Source organism: Thermaerobacillus caldiproteolyticus (assembly GCF_013761245.1).
Classification (GTDB): Bacteria; Bacillota; Bacilli; order Bacillales; family Anoxybacillaceae; genus Thermaerobacillus; species Thermaerobacillus caldiproteolyticus.
This window is the reverse complement of sequence record NZ_JACDUT010000011.1, coordinates 18,705-41,580: the sequence shown is the minus strand read 5'-3', so window position 1 is coordinate 41,580 and position 22,876 is coordinate 18,705. Positions and strand designations below refer to the sequence as shown.

Sequence of the window (22,876 nt, the reverse complement as noted above, 5' to 3'; positions counted from 1 at the left end):
TACACAATCATTTGGACTTGATCCTGAAATTAACATGAAAAAAAGGGAGTATTCGGTTTTTTTAAAACCAAAACTCCCTTTCGATCTATTTTATTACGCTAACTGACTCTCCAACCCCCATTATATTTTCATATCAATCCTAGATTGTGAATCAATTGAAATCCTATACGGTTCAAACGTTTGAAATTGACTGACAAAATCATTCCAATCCTCTCTTAGCATGTTAATGGTCTTGTCCACATCTGCCTCGGAGAATTTATTCCAGTATTTCCCTAGTTTACCTTTCTCAATTTCTTTATATCCCCTCATAATTTTTTCATATCCGATTTGAAAAGAGGAATTTGTGTTTAAACCGGAAAATAACTGGCTTAATTGTTGTTGTGAGACTTGATCCGCGTGATTGCCATTTTGTATTTTTTCTATGGCATTTTTCATTTGATTGGCTATTTCACTGTACGGGCCGCCTTTTCCCTTAAACCGATCATAAATAATTTGATAGGTTTCCAATGATGCATTCACAATCTGTTTTAATTTATCACTCGTGTACTGTTTTGTTATCGCCTTCAGTTGATCCTTTATAGAACCACTCGCGACGTTATCAGCTATAAGATTCAACTTTTCTTGAGTCTGTAGATAATACATGCTGGCCTTATCACTTGTCCAACTTGAAAAGTAATCTCCATTATATTTTAATGCTGCTTGTACTAATCCAGATAGTTGATTTTTTTCTTCTTCAGATACCCCTTCTAGATTTTCAAAAAATGATGAGAAATACTGGTCGTAATCGGAGTTTTGCTGTTCCTCACCCTTCACTTCAGTAACTTTTATCCTTTGATTAGATGTTGTTACATTACCGATGACATCAGAAAGTGTCAGTTTATCCAACGTTATACTTGATGCATTCTTGATCTTGACCGATAGTGCTGTTTGATTCAATGGGATACGCTGAACATTTTTAAAATTTAAAGTATGATAATTGAAACTAACGGAATTGTTCAAGATTTCATCACTCCCTCTATAAACGTTGATATATCAATGGTTGTAGCCGTTTTAGGGGTGTCAAAAAAATGTTTTCGACACAGTTTCTAACATTATTTCCTAAATATATATATTACATTGAATGGGTACGCTTCGCGACCACTACTAATTAAATTTAGTTGTAGTGGGGAGGAAGCGTATGGGATGCACCTTGGATCTCTGCATCACTTATGATGACGGACCCTTCCATGTTTCTTGGCATCAGTGTGTCTATATTCCTTCGTTCGGTCTAGTCATCAGATAGAGGCCGGCAAGCTCTTTTAGGGGCCTAAAGTCGAACGTTGAATATCGTGACAGCTTCTCCGTGTCATCCTTATTGTCTAGGGAATCGCAAGGCATGCAGGCATCAAGCTGGCGTTTCGAGACCAAAGATGTCCCGCATCATTCGCTTCGCATCGAACGCTTGGCGCTTCGTACACACCGCGTGCAGTACCTTTCAGTAATTTCCCACATAACACCACAATGGATTGCTTCTTGCGCAATGGGTTTATCAGGTCGTATCGTGTAATAAGCTGGCAAAACGCTTCGTTATGACGTATCATCGACATCATGGTACGGAAGAGGAGAGCGCAATCGCCTCCTTCCACGCTTCGAGATCCGTTTCTGCCCTTTGTGTTGGCCGGAGGAATGTTTCCGCAGTGTCAGGCCCGCTAATTTGACGAGTTGCCGCGGAGCCTGATAATGCAAGAAACTCCCGATCTCTGATAGCAGTTCCACGATGGTCGCATCCCCCAAACCCGGAACCGTTTTGAGCCATTCGTATTCCACAGATGTTTGCGCAAGTTCAATCAGTTGTTCTGTCAGTGCCTCGATTTCTTCTTCCAGTTGGCGATATCAGCGGACAAGCGTGGCAATTTCGATACGGGCCAGCCGTTGTCCTTCCGTTACGCCAATGGAGTGTTGGGCTAGTTCCATGAGCTTCTTCGCTTTCGGCTTTTGAGGGGATTGTAATCCCTCGCTTTGCCGATAAAGGGCCAGCACTTCTTCAATCTCTTTCCCTGCCAGATCCGATGGAAACGGCGTCTGTTCCAACACAGCGAGCACCATTTTTCCGAAAGACGGAAAGACTTGCGTAAATTCCGGAAATACCGATCGAGCCAGCGAATCATTTGATTCTGAACCGCCTTCTGCTCTTTCACGAGTTTCGATCGAAACGTCGCCCCTGCACACAGCTCAGCCTCCATCCCTTTGAGAATACGTGGGTAGCTGAATCATCTGTTACTAACCGGGCAATGACGAGCGCATCTTTGACGTCATGCTTAGTTAGAAGGTTGTCGTCCAGCTCTTTTGGGCGCTTCACGTGCATCGGGTTCGTCATCACAAGAGGAATCCCCTTTTCTTCAAGGAAATAGGCGAGGTTCAGCCAATAGTATCCTGTTGGCTCGATGCCAACGATCACTTCGGTTTTTCCGAATTCCTCCATCGCTTTCATGACACACTGGTATAACTGTTCAAATCCTTCTCTGGATTGTGGAACGGGAAACGACTTTCCCCCCCTCGCTCATCCACAAAGCAAGCATAATGCTTTTTTCGCAATATCCATGCCAACAATCAGCGTTTGATCGGTGACTTAATTAATCTTCTTGTTTGAGATAGAATCCATGATAACCCTCCTTGGTATTCAAATTAGGGGGGCAATTCATCAGATTGACACTCCCGAATCATACCAAGAGGGCTTTTTTATTCAAGTTCCCAAAAAAGCTTCTAACAGGAATGCTCCTATTTAGTGTGGCCTATATATTGAATAAGCAAAATGGTATAACGAGTCTTCGTTTGAATTTAAGATTTGCCCATTAGATAGAAAAACAAGTGGTATTATATCAAAATAGTGGTAGCTCGCATAGTTAGCATAACTAAAATTACCTACTGCTGGTGGTATAGATGTAAATGAAATAGTGAAATAACCATTACGATCAGTAGTACTTGATGCATAATAAACTTCATTATTTAATGCTGTAGTTATTCTTGCCTCAACATTTGCATATGGCACGGATAATCCATTTTCATCCAAAAGTTGACCTTCAATATTCATAAAATTTTGTATTCTCCACTTATAACCATAACCATAATTTATATAACCTTCTACATTATCATTCGTATCAATATTTGAAACTACAACAGATGTTGCTTTTCCTGCCTTTTCTCGAATATCTAGCGTATATTCTTGATTGGGGTCAAAATCCCAAGATCTCGATTGTACTCTTAATAAATAAGTTCCGGCGGGAAAAACTATTGAATAATTAGTATTATCTTCAAGGCCAGCTAAAGGATTTAATGAGAGGTCAAAAATATCAAGTTGGTAATCTATAGATGTTGGATTATTTAAATTCACGGTAAGCGTTTTCTCTGTATCAACCTGAAGTATTACCCAGTCCATATCATAGCTATTATCTATCGTTTTGTTTTGATAGATATTATTCATGTAGGCTGAAGCCTGATAAATATTATCGTCTGGTTCATATTGATCGTATGATGAAGAACGTTCCACCAAAAAGGCAAAAGGTGAATCTGGATCGGAACCAGAAACAGAGTTGACTACCATGTAATAGGTACCTTCTTCACCTATTAGACTCAGTTGCTCATTTAATCCTGCATTATAAGTCGAATTAGCTACTTCGTCTAAGGTCATTGTATCTTCATTTAGTTTAAAAAGATGTAAGTCATAATCAACAGAAGACGACTGAACTGTTTGCAAAATAACCGTCAATTTTCCGGAAGTTTCATTAGTAAAGTGATACCATTTTTGTTGTCCATCTTTTGTTATATAGTCTGTATAAATATTACCGATTTCAATACCTGCTGCATTGTTTGGAGAATCATTCAATGCTTGTATAGCTGCATTCGATGATACACTGTTATTGCTTTTAGCTGCTGCGAGATTCTTTTTTAACACCGGCCGAGTTTTATTTTCTAATACTTTAATATTCCCTTCCGGATTTTTATAATCCTTTTTTTGGTTCTTTTTTTCTAGCGAACCATTAAATGTCACCTTTGACATGTCCGTGTTTTCAGCAGCATTAGCAGAACTTAATATTCCAATTAATGGTAATAAAAACACAACAAGCAACGAAACAATAATTTTTTTTATTTCAAACACCCTCCTTTTTTTAGAAATGTCAATTTATTTCATCTATATATATCGGAATTTTTTCACGATTATTAAGGACATTTCATAATTTTTTCAAATATTCTTGTCTGTTCCATTAAACGCAATTCATGGGTTTCTTGCATCAGTATAAAAATAGGCTATCCCAAAGACGCCGAGTAATTGTAGCTTTAAAATAAAGTATGAGCAAAAACACTTCGTAAGCTCACATTTTACGATAAATAAAAAGAATCCATTTTGAAAAAAGATTGATCAAAATGGATTCTTCTCCAGCAGATTCAAGATTAGTTTTTATAAAAAAGTTTGATTATTTTTTCTTATGTTTCTCAACAATCGCGCCCTTTAATGGAATAAAACTGGGCTTCTATTTGCTGGTTTAGTTCAATACATTTTAAAATTTTATCGCCCTCTAACTACTATTCATTAAACCTTCCCATTAAAATGGTATTATAGTAATTACCGTCTGATAGAACTCTGTCCTTTTTTAAAATCCCCTCTACTTCAAACCCATATTTTTTATATAGCTTTATAGCTTTGTCATTGGTTTCGAGTACACTTAAGTTTATTTTTTTAATTCCATTTGAGTCAGCCCAATGAATCGATTCTTTTAGAAGATTTTTTCCTATTCCATATCCCCAATATTCTTTTAATACACAAACACCAAATTCAGCTTTATGAGAAAATCTTTTTAGCTTGTTCCTTTCACATCTGGAAAAACCTACTATCCTCTTATGAGCTTCCGCAACTAAAAATAAGTTGCTACTTTCTGCATCATCTTTTATTAATTGTTTAAAACCTAATTCATCTATGTACGCCTCGCCCTTTTCTCTATCTAGATTTTCCGTTTCACCATCTATCTGCAATCTTATTGCAGACAATATTTTTGCATCCTCTTCTATTGCAGGCCTTATATCATTCATCAAAAATTCTTTTGGATTAACTTTCATTGCAGTTCCCACCTTTACTGCATCACCCTGCAAAATATGGATGAGTGACTATAAAATGCGCTTTTCTTTTGAACAAATCCGAAAATTAAAAACAACCTCTCGCGGATATATTACCCGAGAGGTTCAACCTTAATATAAAAAATAGGGCACTTTGAAAAAAGGTGAATCAATACATGTTCTTATTTAATGGAGCGAGTAACTTCTTTATGAAAAAGTTTATTCATTTTTATAAGTTCTTATTGAACTAAAGCATCTGTTAATTTAAGTATAAATTTCACAATCCAGCTTTTAAAAGAAGTTGCTGTACCACTAAGAAAAAGTCAACAATAATGGCAGCCGTGAAATTTCTTTATTTAGATACCATACTGACTTTTAAATTCGAAAATCTCATCAACAGCTTGGTGATACCCACCCGATTTTTGAAAGGATTCCCTAATATTTGCAACAGTCTGATGGAAAGATGGGTGATTTAACACATGATCTGCAGCTTCACGTAGTTGATTTGCAGTCAAGCTTTGCATTTGTAATTTAATACCGGCTCCGATATTGGCAACTTGCCCGGCAATGATCGGCTGATCCGCGCTTTGTGGAATTACAATTAGCGGAACCCCATAATAGAGACCTTCATTGGTACTGTTCATTCCACCATGTGTAATAAATAATTTACTGTATTTCAGCACCTCAGTTTGCGGAACATAATTTTTTACAATGAAGTTTTTAGGAATCTCCCCCAAATCAGATATTTGATTTTGTTTCCCAATAGACATGACAACAGTATGATCAGTGTTCCCAAATGCCTTAAAACAAAGCTTATAGAAATCAATTGCTTGGTTAAAGACCGTACCCAGTGAAATGTAAATCGGGCTTTTCCCCTTTATTGCAGTAAGATCGAAGTTTTCTTCCATTAATCGTGAAGAGATGGATGGACCTACAAATTTGTAAGTTTGCTCGAATGTTTCTCCAAAAGGTTGAAACTCCCTAGTTGTATAAACGATGGTAAGTGGTGCAGGATTACAAAAAACTTCGTAAGGAGAATGGATCTCTACACCATATTTTTCCTTCACCTTGGCCGTCAGGTGTTGAAATTCATCGTCTATAGGTTTAACTATTTCTGTAGGAATTTCTTTAGAAAGCTGCTCCAGCATTTTATCGAATGATGCTTTTGTCTGCGCAAAAGAAGTACAAGAATTGATTGCGGGAAGCTTAAGGATTTGGGCAAGTAAACGTCCACAACCAAACATGGAGTCGTGGATGATGTAATCAAAATGCTCCCCTTTGATCTGTTCAAGAACGCTAGGTATGACGATATCTGCCGTACGTAAAAGACCGTTGATTCTTTCAAGTAAATAATTTCTTCCACCCGAAAGAAAGGCTTTTAAAAATTTTTGACCGTCAAATGTTCGTACAGTAGCTCCCGTCTTCTCAATCCGCTCTCTAAACGCTTCAATCGTAAAGTACACGACCTCTTCTCCACGCGAAATAAGCTCTTGCACAACTCCAATAGTCGGATTGATATGTCCTTCTGATCCACCATTAATAAATAAAACACGTGCCATCTCTACCACTCCTTAGGTAAATTGTGTAAGAACAAGGGACACTGCTCTCTATACCATTGCTCAACTCAAATAATGGAATTAAATTTATCATAGTACAATATTTGAAAATCTCAAACTTTTAATCACCCTTATAATCTAAAATGGATTTGGGCATCAAGCGAAGTCATTTAAAATAGTGCCATTTTCAATAAACTGCCAGTTAGTGACTCAACAAAACAGTGCAAACAACAGCAGTGGAATCTTTAACTCTTGCACCTGTCAGCGAACATTCTTACCATCCTTACCCACACTCGTTATGTACTAAAATGTTTAAGTATTACATTAGTTCGACATAATTTTTCAATAACCTTCATTCACTAACCTGTCCTTTAGTTTAATAAAAAAGCCCCTGTAAAAACAGGATCTAAACGAATTTCAGAACATCGTAATGTTTTTTATAAGCATCGTGACTAATTTTAACATTACATTAGAGCTTTTTAACTTTAGTTGGTGTCACACACAACTGCTCTGAAATTGATTCAATTTTAGATTCTCGCCCACATTTTTGAAGCAAACCTTTCCATATGTAACAAATAGTATTTGTTTAATTACTATATCTAATGTAGTGTCAAGCTCTTTCTTAGGAAAAGACGTATGAGCATCAATATCTACAATAAAACCAAAACATAAGATTCTTCTATTTCGATTATGCAAATTTGCTTAGATCCTTCACATATTGAAGAATTTGATTCAATCATAAGTTAGAGCAATTTTTTATGAATATAAAAAAATAAAAAACAGAAGCATTATACTTCTGCCAAAAAATCATCAACTGATTTATAAAATAATTAATCAATGGGTTATCAAAAATCGACCTCTAATAAGTATTCGTTTCCCTTAGCTATTTTTAGATTTTGTGGAACTCGTATGGATATGATATCCAGACCAGAACTCTAGAGTATGGTTTGGTTTCATTCGCGATTAATATTTCCATTCACACTTCATAAATAATTGGTTTTCCTTTAACTCAGCAGTAAGGCTCCCGTTCATTTTTTCCATTAAACTTTTCGCAATCGGTAAACCTAGGCCTGTACCTTTTCCAGTCCTTGTTTGGTCTGCTTTATAAAAACGGTCAAACATATGATCTAAATCTTGTTCACTTAACTGGTGAACCGAGTTACTAATTGTCAGTTGAACGGATGTGTTCAATTTTTCAAGCTGGATCGTTACATTTCCGCTTGAATGTCTAATCGCATTTACTACTAAATTTTCTATGACTCGTTTAACGGCAGATAGATCGGCCATAATGATGATATCATGATCTGGAATATTGATAGTTGGCTCTAGATTTCTTTTATTAAATTCCTCGTAAAATCCTAATAGTACCTCTAATATCAAATGATTTAATTTAATCATTTCCATTTTTACTGGATAATCTGCTTGTTCGATAATCGAGAGTTCGAAAAAATCATCAAGTAAAACCTTTAATCTCATTGCACCATTTTTAATGATACGGGTATATTCTTTTCTCATCTCTGGAGTTATTTCATCTGATTCTAACAATTGAATATACCCCAATATCGAGGTCATAGGGGTGCGAATATCATGTGAGATGTATGATATCGCCTGTTTTAACTCATTTTCAGTCATGCGCTTTTCTGCTTTTGCTTTCTTTGTTAAATCAATTTGGTTATTAATTTCCTCTGCCAGCTTCTCAAAATCTCTATCAAAATAGCGAATATCTATTTTCTTTTCTGTACTATTTTTGTTTAATGCATTGAGTTGTCGAGTTGCTCTTTTGATTTCCTTTTTTAAAAAATATAGACGGGTGAGAACATATAATAAAACCGTAATAGATACTATCGTTACATAAATCATATACATCACCCGCCCACTCTCTTACTTAATTTCCTTTTTTCTAAAAATGAAACTTCCTAAAATCCCGAATACTAGGAATGTCAAGATTGGAACAACGATAAAAGTTAACACATCATCACCGTTCCAATGACCTATCTGATCAATGGTTAATATTGATTCATGTGACATAAATATAGAATGAGTAATGATAGGTTCCAAAAACGAAACTTTAGCACTTAAAAACTCTAACAAGCTCCCGATAAGTCCAAAGAACAAAAGTAGAAATGCTATAGCCTTTCCACTGTCAGTAAAAATGACCGAAAAGAGCGCCATAATTGAGGCGAAGGCTGCTGCATAAAGCGTAATTAATCCAATAGTTTGGAAAAAAAACGTCCATTCAGGCATGATATTGAAACCCGAATAAATAGCACTAGCGCCCGTCATTAAAATCGGTAATATTAATAAAATTATGATGGATCCAATCGAAAACACAGTCAACTTAGCAAAATAAATTCGTATTCTACTATTGCCAGAAGAAGCGATATTTTTCATCGTTCCCATCGAATATTCACTTGCAATAAAGAAACCCGCTAAAATAGCTGGAAAAAGCCTTACTATTTGATCGTTGATTGAAAGAACGTAACCCCGATAGAAGTCATTTCCACTAGGTAAGTTAGAAACTCCTTCAAATAATCGCATTTGATCAAGAGGATACAGAACAGCGAAAGCAATTAAGAACAATGTTAGTACCCAAAAAGATCGATCTTTTCTTAATTTATACCATTCTGTTTTCATAAGGTTACCCATGCTGTACACCTCCGATGCGATTGGTAAAGTAGGTTTCTAAATCTTCTCCCATTGGCATAAATTGTTCGATAACCAATCCCTCATTTGTTAGGGCTTTTGAAACTTCCCCTGGTAAATCTACATATGCAAACAACTTAATCGATCCGTCTGGCATTACTTCAAAATCTTGCGTGGCAAAATGCCTTTCTATAACGGTTGCCGCTTTGTTTGGATTATCTACTTTAATATGCAAGTATTGCTGGCATTTTTCATTTAGTTCTTTTGCCGATAACTGCTCTAACAATTCCCCATTATGAATGATTCCATAATGGGTTGCTAATAAATGAAGTTCGCTTAAAATATGGCTTGAAATTAAGATCGTAATTCCATACTCTTGATTAAGCTTCTTTAATAATCCTCGTATTTCGACTACTCCCATTGGATCTAATCCATTGATGGGCTCATCAAGAATCAAAAATTCAGGATCTCCCAATAAAGCGATGGCAAGTCCAAGACGCTGCTTCATCCCTAAAGAAAAATTCTTGACTTTCTTTTTCCCTGTATCCTGTAAACCTACTAGAGCAAGTGTTTTTTCAATACATTCCTTCCCAGGTATCCCTTTTAAAAGCCGATGTACTTCTAAATTTTCAGAAGCCGTCATATGCGGATATAAAGCAGGACCCTCAATGATTGTCCCGATTCGTTTTCTTACTTCGACCAACTCTCGTTCATTGCTCTTTCCAAATAACTCAATCGTCCCAGTTGTCGGATAGGCAAGACCAGTTATGAGGCGAATTAACGTTGATTTTCCAGCCCCATTTTGCCCAATCAAACCATAAATGGATCCCTTTTTTATCGATAAATTCACTTTATTAAGAGCCATTTTATTATGATATTTCTTAGATAAATTGTTAGTTCTAAGAACATATTCATTCATATCGTTTTCCCTCCCTAAACAAGGCTATGCATCCTTGAACTTCTTTTTCATTTGAACACCCTTTTACTATAAGAAGGAAAACATAAGAAAAGCTTAAGAAAAACCTTAAGAAAACCTTAAGTTTTAAGTCGGTATCCCATCCCCCAAATCGTTTCGATATACTCTTCATTCGGATTCGCTTTCGAGAGCTTCCTTCTTAAATTACTCATATGAACATTAATCGTATTATCGTCCCCGTAGAATTCCTCTTTCCAAACACTCTCGAACAAATTAGCTTTTGTGAATACCTTCTTGGGGGAGGACATCAATAGAAACAATATCTCATATTCACGCGCTGTTAATTTTAGCTCTTTCCCATTCACAAACACTTTTTTTGCATCTGTATCCATTACAAGATCTTTATGGCGAATCTGATTGGTTGTTGGCATATCCGCCATACGTCGATATCTTCTTAAGCAAGAATCGATTCTGGCAGAAACCTCTTCAATATCGAAAGGTTTCGTAATATAGTCATCCGCCCCAGCCCTCAAAGCATCGATTTTTGTTTGTGTTTCCAGCTTTGCAGAAATAATAATGACAGGAACATTACTCTCTTTCGTTACTTTCCTTAGAATTTCTTCGCCAGACAAACCAGGAAGCATTAAATCAAGCAGGACCAAATCCCATTTTTGACTTTCTAAATAAATGATCGCCTCAGTCCCAGAGTAAGCGGGCTTAGGAGTATAACCGTTTTTGCTGATAATATTACAAAGTAATCGATTAATATCCTCATCATCTTCAATTATTAAAATATTTACTGAATCATTCATCTTATTCACCCTCACTATCACCTTTCCCATGTACAATAACTGAATTCGTTGAGAAATTAATATCATCACGATTTAATTTTACGGCTTTCCCAATACGGCAGCCAGTAGAATACAAAAATTCAAATAACGCATTTCAATGGAGGTATGACAAGCTTCCCTGAGATGCTCAATCTCTAGTTCTGAAAGGAATTTTGGAATTCTTTTTCCTAATTTCGGTTCTTTTAATTTTGCAGCAGGGTTTTTAGGAATAAAGCCCTCATTATATGTCCATTTGAATAGTGATTTAGTGATTTAATGCAACGAAGCCTGTGTTCTAAACTAGACACTTTAAGTGTTCTCCAACCTGTATTAGGTACCCTTTTCATTTCTCTGTAGTAAGTTCACCGATCTTAATATCACCGAAAAATCGTAACAAGAGAGTATTTTGAAAACAATATGTTTTTAATGTAAGAGGTGAATATCCCTCAATTTTTTTATCTAATTGATACTTTTCTTAAGATCCTGATAATAATATTAATCTTTCACTCTCCCATGTTATAAATCAATTAATTTAGATCTATTATGCTCCAGGAGAGTCTTTTTTATACGCAAATTATTCAACAATCGCAGACAATAACAAATTATCGAACCGTGGGAACCCTTGATATACAAGAAAAAAGATCTTTTCTTTGCTCAAGAAAAGCGCCCTTTTCTGGAATAACGAACGTAACACACTCGCCCGTTGTCCATATTTGAAGGCGCTGTAACCACTTTTGATTGCTCAAACGATTATTATCCTTTATAGCTAATTTTTCCTGTTTCAACTAATTCCTTAAGTCCCATGAGCATGAAATTCCAACCATGTTCAGATCCATGTTCTCCCCCAAGAATTTATTCACAAAAGCCAATTTGTTCGAGAGTGAATCCGAATGAAGAGTATATCGAAACGATTTGGGGAATGGGATATCGACTTAAAACTTAAGGTTTTCTTAAGATTTATCTTAAGCCTTTCTTATGTTTTTCTCCTTATAGTAAAAAGTGTTCAAAATGAAAAAAGAAGTTCAAGGATGCATAGTCTTGAATTCTTTAGATTCAAACGGATGGTTGATGATAACTATCATTCTTTTGAACACGTTGTAAAAGTATGATTTAGGGAGGGAAAACAATATGAATGAATATGTTCTTAAAAGGATACAGAACAGCAAAAAGCAATTAACAGCCGGAGAAAATAGCACTAACACCTGTCATGGTTGGCGGGCAAATGAGTCGGTATAGTATAGTGGTGAAGGAGGACAAAACAATGGCTAAAATTATACAAACAAAGAACTTATCGAAATCTTACGGAAAAACACAAGTCTTAAAAAATATTGACTTGACAATTGAACAAGGGGAGTTCACCGCGATTATGGGGCCTTCTGGCTCTGGGAAAACGACATTAATGAACACCCTCTCAACGATTGACAGCTTTGATGGCGGGGATGTTTGGATCGAGGGAAAATCGCTGTTAGATATGAAAAAGAAAGACTTACGAGAATTCCGTCAAAAACGAATGGGATTTATTTTTCAAGATTACAACTTACTGGATACCTTGACGGTGAAAGAAAATATCCTGCTGCCGCTCTCGTTACAAAAAACACCTGTCGCAGAAATGGAGCAGCGATTAGCAAAATTGATTGAAGTGTTAAATATTGAATCGATTTTACATCATTATCCGTCTGAAATTTCCGGTGGCCAAAAGCAGCGCACGGCTGCAGCGCGGGCGCTCATTACCAATCCTGCGATTGTGTTTGCCGATGAGCCGACGGGTGCACTTGATTCCCGATCTGCTACCCAACTACTAGAACAAATTCAATTGCTCAATAAAACCTTTAAGACAACCGTTCTGATGATTACCCACGATCCGTATGCAGCGAGCTACTGCCAGCGCGTGATTTTTCTCCGTGACGGAAAAATCGTCAATGAAATGTTTAAAGGAGAACAATCGGAAAAGGAATTCTTCAACCGAATCCTGACGATTCAAGGTACCATAGGAGGCGACCGACGATGAGTTTGCTCGATTTATCATGGCGCAACATTAAACGAAGTTTTCGGCTGTATTCGATCTATTTCATTTCCATGCTCATTGGGGTCATCATTCACTTTACGTTTTCATCCTTAATGTTCAACGACGATATTTTAGCAGCCATTGAAAATAAAGAGAATTTCCAAATCGGCGTATCCGTCGTGTCTGTTGTGGTATTCCTGTTCATTATTTTCTTCATCCTTTATGCTAATTCGTTTTTTATGAAACAGCGAAAAAAAGAATTTGGGATGTATTTGCTTTACGGAATGAGTGAACGGCAAATTGCCTTGATGGTCTTTCTTGAGACATTATTCTTGAGCGCGATTTCACTCGTCAGTGGGATTTTGGCCGGCGGGTTGCTATCTAAATTCTTTGGCATGCTGTTGATGAATCTGATGCAATACGATGATGTGATTTCTTTTGCCTTCCCGATCGAGGCAGTGGGATTGACCATTCTTTTATTCGTATTACTAATAGGCATTATTAGTGTGCAAAGCTACCTGAGTGTACGCCGGGTCCAATTGGTAGAATTATTTCATGCAAAAGCCAAAATGGAAAAACCGCTTAAGTTTTCCACATGGCTTGCGTTATTATCCATCCTGTTGTTAGGAATAGCCTACTTTCTCATTAGTCGGGAGGGAGATTCGGTTTACTGGAAAGAATACACCATGGCGAGCGCGATTGCCTTGACAGTCGGAATCATCGGTGGGACATACTTATTTTTCCGTCAATTTTTCGGCTGGGTACTGGAGAAGATTAGCCAAGGGAAAAAATATCATGAGGGCAACAAGGTGCTATGGATTTCCTCTCTGCGTTTTTCGATTCGTGGAAATACCTTGAACCTCACCTTCATTTCATTATTCAGTGCGGTAATCATTTTTTTAGTAGGCTTCGTTTCGATTAACTATTCTGTTCAATTTGATTCGGCAAGGAAAGAATTTCCGAACGATATTGCGTTTACATCGCAGGATGAAAAAACACAGAAGCAAATTGAACAAATCATTGAGAAAGATCATCCGATTATCTATCATAAGAGAATCGAGGGGCTGTCTGCAAAACCAGTTACAGACAGGAAAATCGCCTTTGACGGCACAGATAATTTTACAGAGCAACTCCTTCTGTTCCCTGAGTCACAATTTAATGACATCGTCAGCCTGCGCGGCGATGATCAACAAGTAAATTTGCAGAATCAAGAAGCAGTTGTCCTTTCACAAGGAACATATAAACCAATCAAGTTTACAGAAAGCAAACAGCCAAAATTTACAGTAAACCTTAAGGAAGAAACGACATTCAATCTAGTTGAAAAAAAGGACTATGCTTTACTAAGTATGGCTACAGACTCAAACGGTGAGGCTAGTAAGAAACCTTCCGTATTGATCATTTCCGATGAAGCATTCGCAAGACTAAAGCAGGAGAAAGCCCTTGTCTCGTTCGAAATCTATCAAATCGAAGATGCCAAAGATTCTGCTGCTTTATCGCGAAAAGTTCATGCCATTGTTTCAAAAACGCCAGAAGCGTACTACGCTGCGTTTGTTGATCTTTATACGATTGATATTGAAAGTTCATCCTTGCTGCTATTTTCAGCTGCTTTTCTTGCGGTCATCGCAGTATTCGCCTTAGGAAGCATCATCTACTTCAAGCAATTACGAGAAGCGACGGAAGAACAAAGACAATATTCGATTTTACGAAAGATTGGAGTCGATGACAGTGAAATGAAGTGGGTCATTCGCAAAAAATTATTGTTTGTGTTCTTGCCTGCGCTCCTCCTCGGCATGCTTCACAGCTGGTTTTTCTTGAGTTATCCAGCGATGGAGGAGGTTAAAGATTACCCACAAATCACTTCGATTATTTCAGGGGTCCTGATCGTGTATTTTGTCATCTATTTTCTGTTTTATTCATCCTCTACCAGTGTTTACTATAAAATTGTGAACCAAAAAAACGCAATGAACTAGTCATTGCGTTTTTTTGCTGTAAAAATAAATACGGATCATCATCCTTCGGAAAATGAATGATAAATTGGGTATATACGTTGACCTCGGACGTGCAGCTAATAAATGAGCTTGTTCGATAATTGCTGAGCCAAATATAAACTCATTCCGGTAGACTTCGTATACGTTCGTCCCGTTCCTCTGATAAAACCACGACTAAAAATTCACGGAAGGTTTTTTGGCTGATACCAATCCCTCTGGCCCGAATCAGCAGCTGTTTTTTTTTTTGCGGGGGTTCGAATGCTGAAGATTTGCTCCTGCATATCTCTCCTCTTGGCTGAGAGCATATTAATTTTTTAGGCGAGTACAGCTTTACAGTCGGTAAATCTCATGCTGTTCATTCGCTTCGTCCGTTACGTACATAAAAAGGCTCTCGATTCCTGCTTAGCTTAAGGAAATCAGGGTTCTTTCTTCCAAAAGATGTATCATCGTATAATTGACGTTTGACGTCAGGCCCCCTATAAATATATCTTCTTTAACTATCCTGCTCGTTTAAGTATAATACTTCACAAACAATCTTTAATTAGTATTTTTACTCTTCCTTTTCCTCAACCATCTGGCCCTTTAGTGGAACAATATTGCTAGAGTTTTAAACAATATTTTGTAAATTAAACATCCCCCCTTATCAAAATTCCTTAAATTCTTAAAATTATCAGTTAGTGAATAACTATAAAATTAATAGAGTTAATTAAATATTTGTTTATATATCCCCTCATCATAATATATACCCTTTTCTTTCATTAGGTTCCTTAACACCCCATCAAAAGTAATAACAACACCCTTATCGCCTTTTTCTATACAGTCGAACGCTGAAAATATACAGCAATCAGTAAAATCATTTTTCGTAACCTTATACCCTTGTTGTAAAGCTTTAGGTAAAAGAACTGAATTAAAATAAATTTTTTCATTAGGTGTAAGAAAACGTCTGCCTTCACGAATGACTTGAGCTTCAAATTCATCTATTTTATTACTAATTAATTTATTAAGTTCCTTACCCTTTATGCCTTTTAAAATTTCTTTAGCTTTTTGTACCCCACTTAGACTAAGCTGGTCAATTTTTTCATAATCATAGTATTGTTTAGATAAGAAGTTTTCAGGTCTTTCAAACATATTTTTTATAGTTAATCTATTTTTAATTATATTTTCAAGTTTATCTATGATATAGCCTAATAAAACGTCAAACTTTTTAGAAGAAATTTCTTTTTTTTGATCTGTAAGATAATAATCCAATAAATATTCTTTTAATTTACTATCTATTAAAGTACGATTAAAGGCCATAGTGGAATTAAATAATTCAATCCCTACTTCATCACCATATGTATCAAATAATTTATCGCATACAATCAACAAAATATACATAAAATATCTGCTTATACTTGTAACTTCATACTCTACTTTACTTTCAATATACACGCCCATATCATAAGGCTCATCATTTTCACATGCAGTAGCTAAGGATTGCCAATCAAAATTCCATGTACTTTCGTTCAAAATTTTAATATTATACTTTTTTAGAGCATTGAAATCATCCACAAACTTATTAAAATTATTGAAATCTGAGCTTTTTAGATCCTTCATATAGATTTCAAATAAAGTAGCACTATGTATAAATTTTTCTCCTTCATAATCCATAATAAAATTTTTGAATTTTTCTTCATTCAAATCTTTAATCTTTCTTGGATTTCTACCTCTAACTATATCTAAGAACGTATTATAAGCTATCGTGTCTAATAAAATCACAAAATTCACCTTCCGTTATTTTTTAAGGATACACATTTCTACCCTTTTCTCTACTAATATCGAAATATTTTTCTTCTATTTTATATTATAAAGAAAAATAGAAAATAATGGTATAAAATTCCAACTTCATACCATCTTTTTAAATAACTTAATTCGCTTATAAACTACAAATAATTTGCGATAAATATAGAATGCACCTTCCACTACGACAATCTAATTAAATAATAACATAGATTATCTGTGAATATTTCGAAATTTCAAGAGAAATTTATCATAAATTACAATTAGCCATAATTCATTCGAAAGTTACCTTAAAACTGTACTCCTTTGTTTTTAGGGATTTTTATGATTTAGGTCTTGATAATGAAAATTAAACAACTTTTTTATTACTCAACATAAAAAACAAAAGCCTGCTGGATTGACCAACAGGCTTTCAGTTCCCGGCTTTTTTGTCATTCAACAAAAACTGTACAATTACAAAAAAGTTGTTTAATTTTGAGGTTCAAAATATGCATAACACCGTTCAGAGATCCGAACGGTATTAAAAAATAGTTGTTTAATTTTCATAGAGAACGGCTGAGGCTTTTATAAAACAATAACAAAAAAGTTGTTTAAAAAACTTGCTCCAACACCTAATTCTTGTTATACACATAAACACTTTTTAAACTTTCTAAAAAATGTTTAAAAATACCAAAGTTTCCTTCAGTACTAATAAAAAAGTTATTTAATTTTAGGCCAGGAGTAAAGTTATATCTGTTTTCGTAAACACTGCCTGTATCTTCCTAATCTACTAAAGAACAAAATCCTCATAATTGATTACATACTTTTTTTATTGACTGTATCTTTAAAAAAGTGCTCCAAAATAGCAGAACTTGGATGACTTGATAGTGATACCAGTTTATTTGCCAAAGCTACAGGGAATAAAGCGTTGTCATACATATCACATTTCAATTTTGACAAATTAACTAAAACATTATCGATGTTCATATATAAAGGTTTACTTGGGTTTAGATAGACATCAGATGTACTTGTGGGAATAGTTACTACAAAAACTTGTCCTAACTTAGTTTTATATATTAATTTACCACTGTAATATGAAGTTGATGCGTAAGGATCTTGATTATCATCTTTGGATGGAAGAATGTTACCATAAATATAATCATTACTTAACATAAAGGCAGTTCCTTCATCCAATTTAGATTGAATTTGATGAGCGTGTTCTACAAAAACCCCACTTTTTTCAATTCCCACTAAGTTAATCGTTAAACCCAAACTATCTAAATAATTTAACAATTTTCTCACATGCCTAAACATATTAGCTGTTTGTCCAAAAAAACCTAAAGGACCGTCCTTTATAAATAATGTTTCTTTCAACCATTGTTTATTCTTATCAAAAATTGTTCTTATTAGATCGATAATAACAAACTGTTCCAAGAGAGAGGTAAGATACCCTAAGATTCCCCCAGCCCCCAGTTCATTATCAATCGCTTCATGTAATCTAAATACATCAGTTAAGTAGATAATCTGTTGACAGTTAGGGTTAGAACATGTAAACGTGTAATCATGCCTCATTTTCTCTTTTTCTAAAATAACACCTTTTTGTTGACAACAAGGACAATTTGATAAGATATATTCATTTACTCGTTCATTGCTATCTTTTGGTAAAAATTCATAAAAAATCAACCAATATAATGTTTTCATAAAATTGCTTGTCCTTTCCTCCAACTTTCGAGGTTTGGACATAAAGAAATTATATATTGTTTTTCGAACCGAATTTATTAAGTTTTTCTCATTTTCTATAGTAATATTGCAGACTGGAAGAGCTAATTTAAGCCTCTCCATCTGCTTTAACTTTTGCATATCTTCTGGTTGAATAAAAGGCTGATCACTAATAGAAATTAAATCCTCAACTTTAAACATTAGCGCTCCAAATTGAAAAAAAGCAATAGTAGCAGAAGGATATGTCTTCTGCGCAGACACAGAATCATATCCTCCATCTACTGCTACAATATACTTGATCGGTGTTGGAGCTTCTTCATCAATAACCAATATTTTTGAGCTGTCTATTGTAACCTCTAATGAACTCTTTGGAAAGTTACAAGATATCAAAAAATTCTTTAAATCTGGATCATTAATAATTTGAGTATGAGCAGACTTACTGGCATATTCATTAGGACGCTTACCATACTTACTAGAATAACTCATTGTGATTATTCCTTTCTGCTAAAAATCTATCAATTTGAACTGGAATGACAAACGAGTTTGAGTAAGTCTTCATCCTTACAAATCCCTTATCATTCGACGCACTAAATCTAATTAACGAGTCCGTAAAATCTTCAAAGTCATAATATTTACGTAATTCCTTAATTTCATCATGATTATTAAGATGAGAAATAAACCAGTTTTGAGTATTTTTTAGAATGTTGGAACTAATAGAACTTACTTCTTGAGTTGCATATATTAATCCTAAGTGTAATTTTGCTCCCTCCTTAGCAATACGGTTATATATCTGACTTAAATCTTTATCATCTTTTTTTGGAAATAGATTATGAGCTTCTTCAAAATAGAACTGAATAAAGTTATTGGGTTTATTTTGAATAAAATTATTCATTGCATCTTGAAATATTTTTTCGCACAGACGTTGCGAATACAACTTTTGTATACTAGGTAAACCCTGAGATAAATCTATAATAACAATTTTTCCTTGCCGCAAATACTTTAGTATACTAATTTCATACGACTCGTCCTCAGAATCAGTATGGAGTTCCCCTAGGGGTCTTAGCTTTATGTAACCACTAACAGAAGGCTGCTTTCCTCCTTCTCTAATTCTTGTTAACATAATCAACATTGCTTTTAAGTCATTATCCATCCAATCATGACCTTTTTTCTTTTCATATTGAGCAAAAAATGAATTTTTATTGTTATATTCTTCCCATATTTTTTCAAACCAGGCTGTTGCTTCTTTTAAGGAAACACCCTTAGAAGGATCAATACTTCCATCCTCCTTAACTAGCTTATTTAACTCTTCATTTCCAGAAAATTTAATGTATCTACCATTTTTAGGAGGCTTAAATCCAGCAGCCGCTAAACAGCACTTGTACGCAGCTAAAACTCTTTCCGCTCTAACTTTTGTCGATCTATCCACAATAGAACTAATTTTTTCAGGGCTTAATAATTCAACAGCCATAAAATTCTTTATATAATCCCCTGATTCTTCAGCTAATGCAGCTTTAATAAGTTCAAAACCAGCTTCAATATCTTTATAAAAGTTAACTTTTAATACTTTGAAATCAGGCTTTTCCAATACACTATATCTAACTACATCATTTCTAAACAATTCGAAGATTGCTGTTCCTTCATCTTGTAAGTTAGGGTTGGCATATTCACCATTTACATCAAAAATTATTTGTCCTACTGGATATTGGGGTAACCCATTATTAGTAAAAGGTTGATTTTCGGAAGCATTTTCAAGAGTACTAGGAGCCTTTTGACTTAATTCAACTGTGGCTTCTATTATTTTTTTAACTGTATTCGATTTTCCTGTTCTTGTCATCCCGAATAGTGCTGTTCTTTTTCCTAAAAAGTCCTGAGCTGTAACGTAAACCGGAACCTCATCTTCCTTCGCCTGAAATCTTGTACTAGAACTATAACGCACTTTTCCAAACCTTACATCGGTTTCATTTTTGGTTATAAAACCATTTGATTTAAAGTTAATGATGGCTTCTAATATTTCAGGAGTTGGCTTATAAATTTTATAATTGTTCGGAGCATAAAAATTTTCTACATCTGCTCCAAAACAAGTATGACCTTTTTCATTTTTATAAAATGTCCCTAGTATCCTACACTCTAATCCAGAAAAACTAAACTCGTACCGCGTAAATTGATCCAATTTATTTTCAGGTCCTGAAGTATCAAGATCATCTTTATAATATTCAACCATAGCACTTACAATATCGTTATCAGTAGGTAGTTTAATTGGAGTTAAAACTCGTAACAATAATGCTTCATCTACATCTAACTCATTCTCGTAAAATGCTAATAAAAATGCACCTTGAGGTAAACCCTTTACTTTTTGTTTCCATGCATCACAAGTAAGTATACCTGCTTTCTCATAATTAAGATAAAATGGTCTTCCAACATATTGATCTTTAGAATTTTTTAGCGCGAATAAATCCACACTCGTCATCTGGTTAAATAGTTCCATAGACATAACAAATCACCTCTATAAATATACAACTTTTACCCTAATTGTATCACAAAAACATTTGCACTACATTTTTTTACAGTAAATAAATATATATTATTACAAAAATAAAACAACTCCCCTATACAAACATTTAAGGAGAGTTGTTTCTATTAAAAAGTAAAACGTTCTAATATTGCTGGTGAATCTAGAGAATATCTTAAGTTAGGTCTATTTCCCTTATAGAGAATCAATATCCTGTCTATCTTGGTTGCATTCCCTTGAGTTTTTCCCCATATCCGGGTAACCTTATCGGAAGAAGGGAGATGATCTTCTACAATTCCGAAAAGTCTCATATTAGTTCTGTCCCTGAGCTTTTCCCATACATATTCTGCAAGCCTTAAAGGCTCTTTTCGAGGGCTTGCAACATCACCTATCACAAAGCACGCAACACCTGTATCTACTAGAACTTCTTCGCACTGCCTAATAATTTGCTCCATAAAATCTACATATCTATCCAGAGTGTGATTGTCATCTAATTTTAAATTTTTATCAATCATTTTAATATCTTCGCCTAATAACCACAAACGAATCCAATTAAATGTTCCATAATTCACTACCTTTAAATAAGGTGGTGAAGTAAATACCATTTTTACATTTCTATTTACTATATGTTCATTATTTAATTCTATAAAATTTTTTGCATTAGCCAAATATGCATATCCTTGTCTTGTAGGTCTATTATTTCTGTATAACTTTTTAACTTTGTTAATTAGTTGATCAAAAACATCCACCCTAGGTTTAGTCAATCCATGTTTTTCTATAAAATTTTTAATATAATTAGGGGACATAGAAAATGTATTGGGCATACTTATTGATAAGTAACTAGTTCCACCACTTTTTCTATGTTTTCCATGCATTATTCCCATTAAAGCTGCTAACAAAAAACGATCGACATTAGACAAGTCATGTTTCCAATTTGCAAACCTATTCTTAATAAATACTAGTTGTGGTAAGGTAATATCTTCATCAAAAAGCATAAAAATTTCTTCAGGCACATCACTTATATCAGGTTTTTCATACATCTCTCTTAACTCTTCTATACGATTTAACGCCTCTTCAAGAGAAGGAGGATTTAGCTTTGCACTAGTTAACAAATAAGCTAGTGGATTTAAATCAACACCAATTCCTATCCTACCAGCTATACACGCTTCTAGTGGTGCTGTCCCTCTCCCCGAAAAAGGATCTAATACTACGTCACCTTCTTCAGTAAACTGCTCTATAAAATACCTTGGCATTCCGGGCGGAAACATTGCTAAATAAGAGCACATCGGATGAAAACTATGTCCCCATCTTTTCGGTTTATTTCTCCATGTATATGTAATTTCTTCAACTTGCGAATTCTCTCTATGAATCAAAAATGCTACCATATTGTAATCTTCACCCCAAATGGTTAAAGTTATTTCTTTGATGCCATCTCATCAATATATTTCTTTAAAAAGAAGTAATCCCTTCCTACTCTAACACCCTTTAATTTTCCATTTTGAACACTTCTTACAATAGTTGCGTGTGATTTGTTAAGTTTTTTTGCAACTTGTTTTGTTGAATAATAGTACTCATTAACTATCTCTTTTAAATTAATTTCTTCTTTATATTGATTTAAGATAGTCTGTAATTCTTGTATCAATAGTTGACTTTCATAAGCTGTTTTAAAATCTTGATTTTTAATTGCTTTCCTTAGTACCTCTTCATGATAAATAACTCTTCGTACTATTTGCTCTCTCAAAATATTTCTACCTCAGCAACAGATTTTTAAAATTCATCACATAGTAAAATTATACTAAATATTAACAATAAATGCAATTTAGATTTCAATTGTAGCAAATAAAAGTATAAGTAAATTTTATAA

Annotated in this window: 15 protein-coding genes and 1 pseudogene; 2 read left to right on the top strand and 14 right to left on the bottom strand. The window is 34.8% G+C overall.

What is annotated here, in order from left to right; translation table 11 throughout:
- Positions 1-120: 120 nt before the first annotated feature.
- From HNR31_RS15030 to HNR31_RS14990, 9 genes and pseudogenes are all read right to left on the bottom strand, one after another.
- Positions 121-999 carry a hypothetical protein gene (locus HNR31_RS15030; protein WP_181557022.1) on the bottom strand — a complete coding sequence of 293 codons (879 nt, stop codon included), beginning with the start codon at positions 997-999 and terminating at the stop codon, positions 121-123.
- Between the two features lie 385 nt (positions 1,000-1,384).
- Positions 1,385-2,581 (bottom strand): annotated as a pseudogene (locus HNR31_RS15025) (IS110 family RNA-guided transposase).
- A gap of 180 nt (positions 2,582-2,761) precedes the next feature.
- Positions 2,762-4,135, bottom strand: a complete 1,374-nt coding sequence (locus HNR31_RS15020) for a carboxypeptidase-like regulatory domain-containing protein (protein ID WP_181557021.1) — start codon at positions 4,133-4,135, stop codon at positions 2,762-2,764.
- Between the two features lie 425 nt (positions 4,136-4,560).
- Entirely contained in the window at positions 4,561-5,091 is a 531-nt protein-coding gene (locus HNR31_RS15015; RefSeq protein WP_181557020.1) for a GNAT family N-acetyltransferase, read from the bottom strand.
- A 353-nt stretch (positions 5,092-5,444) separates the two neighbouring features.
- Positions 5,445-6,647, bottom strand: a complete 1,203-nt coding sequence (locus tag HNR31_RS15010; RefSeq protein WP_181557019.1) for a macrolide family glycosyltransferase — start codon at positions 6,645-6,647, stop codon at positions 5,445-5,447.
- 960 nt (positions 6,648-7,607) lie between these two features.
- Positions 7,608-8,504 (bottom strand): sensor histidine kinase, encoded by an 897-nt coding sequence (locus HNR31_RS15005; protein WP_181557018.1) that lies wholly within the window; start codon positions 8,502-8,504, stop codon positions 7,608-7,610.
- Positions 8,505-8,525: 21 nt separating this feature from the next.
- A complete protein-coding gene (locus HNR31_RS15000) occupies positions 8,526-9,290 on the bottom strand; it encodes an ABC transporter permease (RefSeq protein WP_181557017.1) in 765 nt (254 codons plus the stop codon).
- The gene (locus HNR31_RS14995) at positions 9,283-10,206 is read right to left on the bottom strand and encodes an ABC transporter ATP-binding protein (protein ID WP_181557016.1); all 924 of its coding nucleotides are present in this window, start codon (positions 10,204-10,206) and stop codon (positions 9,283-9,285) included. Before HNR31_RS14995 ends, HNR31_RS15000 begins: the two co-directional genes overlap by 8 nt.
- Positions 10,207-10,322: 116 nt before the next feature.
- A complete protein-coding gene (locus HNR31_RS14990; RefSeq protein ID WP_181557015.1) occupies positions 10,323-11,015 on the bottom strand; it encodes a response regulator transcription factor in 693 nt (230 codons plus the stop codon).
- Between the two features lie 1,279 nt (positions 11,016-12,294).
- Here HNR31_RS14990 and HNR31_RS14980 point away from each other — a divergent pair.
- Positions 12,295-13,041 carry an ABC transporter ATP-binding protein gene (locus HNR31_RS14980; RefSeq protein WP_181557013.1) on the top strand — a complete coding sequence of 249 codons (747 nt, stop codon included), beginning with the start codon at positions 12,295-12,297 and terminating at the stop codon, positions 13,039-13,041.
- Positions 13,038-15,008, top strand: a complete 1,971-nt coding sequence (locus HNR31_RS14975) for an ABC transporter permease (RefSeq protein ID WP_181557012.1) — start codon at positions 13,038-13,040, stop codon at positions 15,006-15,008. Before HNR31_RS14980 ends, HNR31_RS14975 begins: the two co-directional genes overlap by 4 nt.
- Before the next feature lie 720 nt (positions 15,009-15,728).
- Here the strand turns inward: HNR31_RS14975 and HNR31_RS14970 are convergent.
- The 5 genes from HNR31_RS14970 to HNR31_RS14950 form a co-directional block, all read right to left on the bottom strand.
- The gene (locus HNR31_RS14970; protein WP_181557011.1) at positions 15,729-16,784 is read right to left on the bottom strand and encodes a hypothetical protein; all 1,056 of its coding nucleotides are present in this window, start codon (positions 16,782-16,784) and stop codon (positions 15,729-15,731) included.
- An 816-nt stretch (positions 16,785-17,600) separates the two neighbouring features.
- Positions 17,601-18,989, bottom strand: a complete 1,389-nt coding sequence (locus HNR31_RS14965; protein ID WP_181557010.1) for a DNA double-strand break repair nuclease NurA — start codon at positions 18,987-18,989, stop codon at positions 17,601-17,603.
- On the bottom strand, positions 18,976-20,994 hold the full coding sequence (locus HNR31_RS14960; RefSeq protein ID WP_220129557.1) for an ATP-binding protein: 2,019 nt from the start codon (positions 20,992-20,994) through the stop codon (positions 18,976-18,978). The genes HNR31_RS14965 and HNR31_RS14960 overlap by 14 nt, the downstream gene beginning before the upstream one ends.
- 146 nt (positions 20,995-21,140) lie before the next feature.
- Positions 21,141-22,397: a DNA methyltransferase gene (locus HNR31_RS14955; protein WP_181557009.1), complete on the bottom strand. Its 1,257-nt coding sequence runs from the start codon at positions 22,395-22,397 to the stop codon at positions 21,141-21,143.
- Between the two features lie 29 nt (positions 22,398-22,426).
- Positions 22,427-22,753: a helix-turn-helix domain-containing protein gene (locus HNR31_RS14950; protein WP_181557008.1), complete on the bottom strand. Its 327-nt coding sequence runs from the start codon at positions 22,751-22,753 to the stop codon at positions 22,427-22,429.
- Positions 22,754-22,876 lie beyond the last annotated feature (123 nt).

Bases quoted from the DNA above. Each gene is read 5' to 3' on its own strand.
- HNR31_RS15015 (WP_181557020.1), bottom strand. From the start codon at position 5,091: ATGAAAGTTAATCCAAAAGAATTTTTGATGAATGATATAAGGCCTGCA.
- HNR31_RS15010 (WP_181557019.1), bottom strand. From the start codon at position 6,647: ATGGCACGTGTTTTATTTATTAATGGTGGATCAGAAGGACATATCAAT.
- HNR31_RS15005 (WP_181557018.1), bottom strand. From the start codon at position 8,504: ATGATTTATGTAACGATAGTATCTATTACGGTTTTATTATATGTTCTC.
- HNR31_RS15000 (WP_181557017.1), bottom strand. From the start codon at position 9,290: ATGGGTAACCTTATGAAAACAGAATGGTATAAATTAAGAAAAGATCGA.
- HNR31_RS14995 (WP_181557016.1), bottom strand. From the start codon at position 10,206: ATGAATGAATATGTTCTTAGAACTAACAATTTATCTAAGAAATATCAT.
- HNR31_RS14990 (WP_181557015.1), bottom strand. From the start codon at position 11,015: ATGAATGATTCAGTAAATATTTTAATAATTGAAGATGATGAGGATATT.
- HNR31_RS14980 (WP_181557013.1), top strand. From the start codon at position 12,295: ATGGCTAAAATTATACAAACAAAGAACTTATCGAAATCTTACGGAAAA.
- HNR31_RS14975 (WP_181557012.1), top strand. From the start codon at position 13,038: ATGAGTTTGCTCGATTTATCATGGCGCAACATTAAACGAAGTTTTCGG.
- HNR31_RS14965 (WP_181557010.1), bottom strand. From the start codon at position 18,989: ATGAGTTATTCTAGTAAGTATGGTAAGCGTCCTAATGAATATGCCAGT.
- HNR31_RS14960 (WP_220129557.1), bottom strand. From the start codon at position 20,994: ATGTCTATGGAACTATTTAACCAGATGACGAGTGTGGATTTATTCGCG.
- HNR31_RS14955 (WP_181557009.1), bottom strand. From the start codon at position 22,397: ATGGTAGCATTTTTGATTCATAGAGAGAATTCGCAAGTTGAAGAAATT.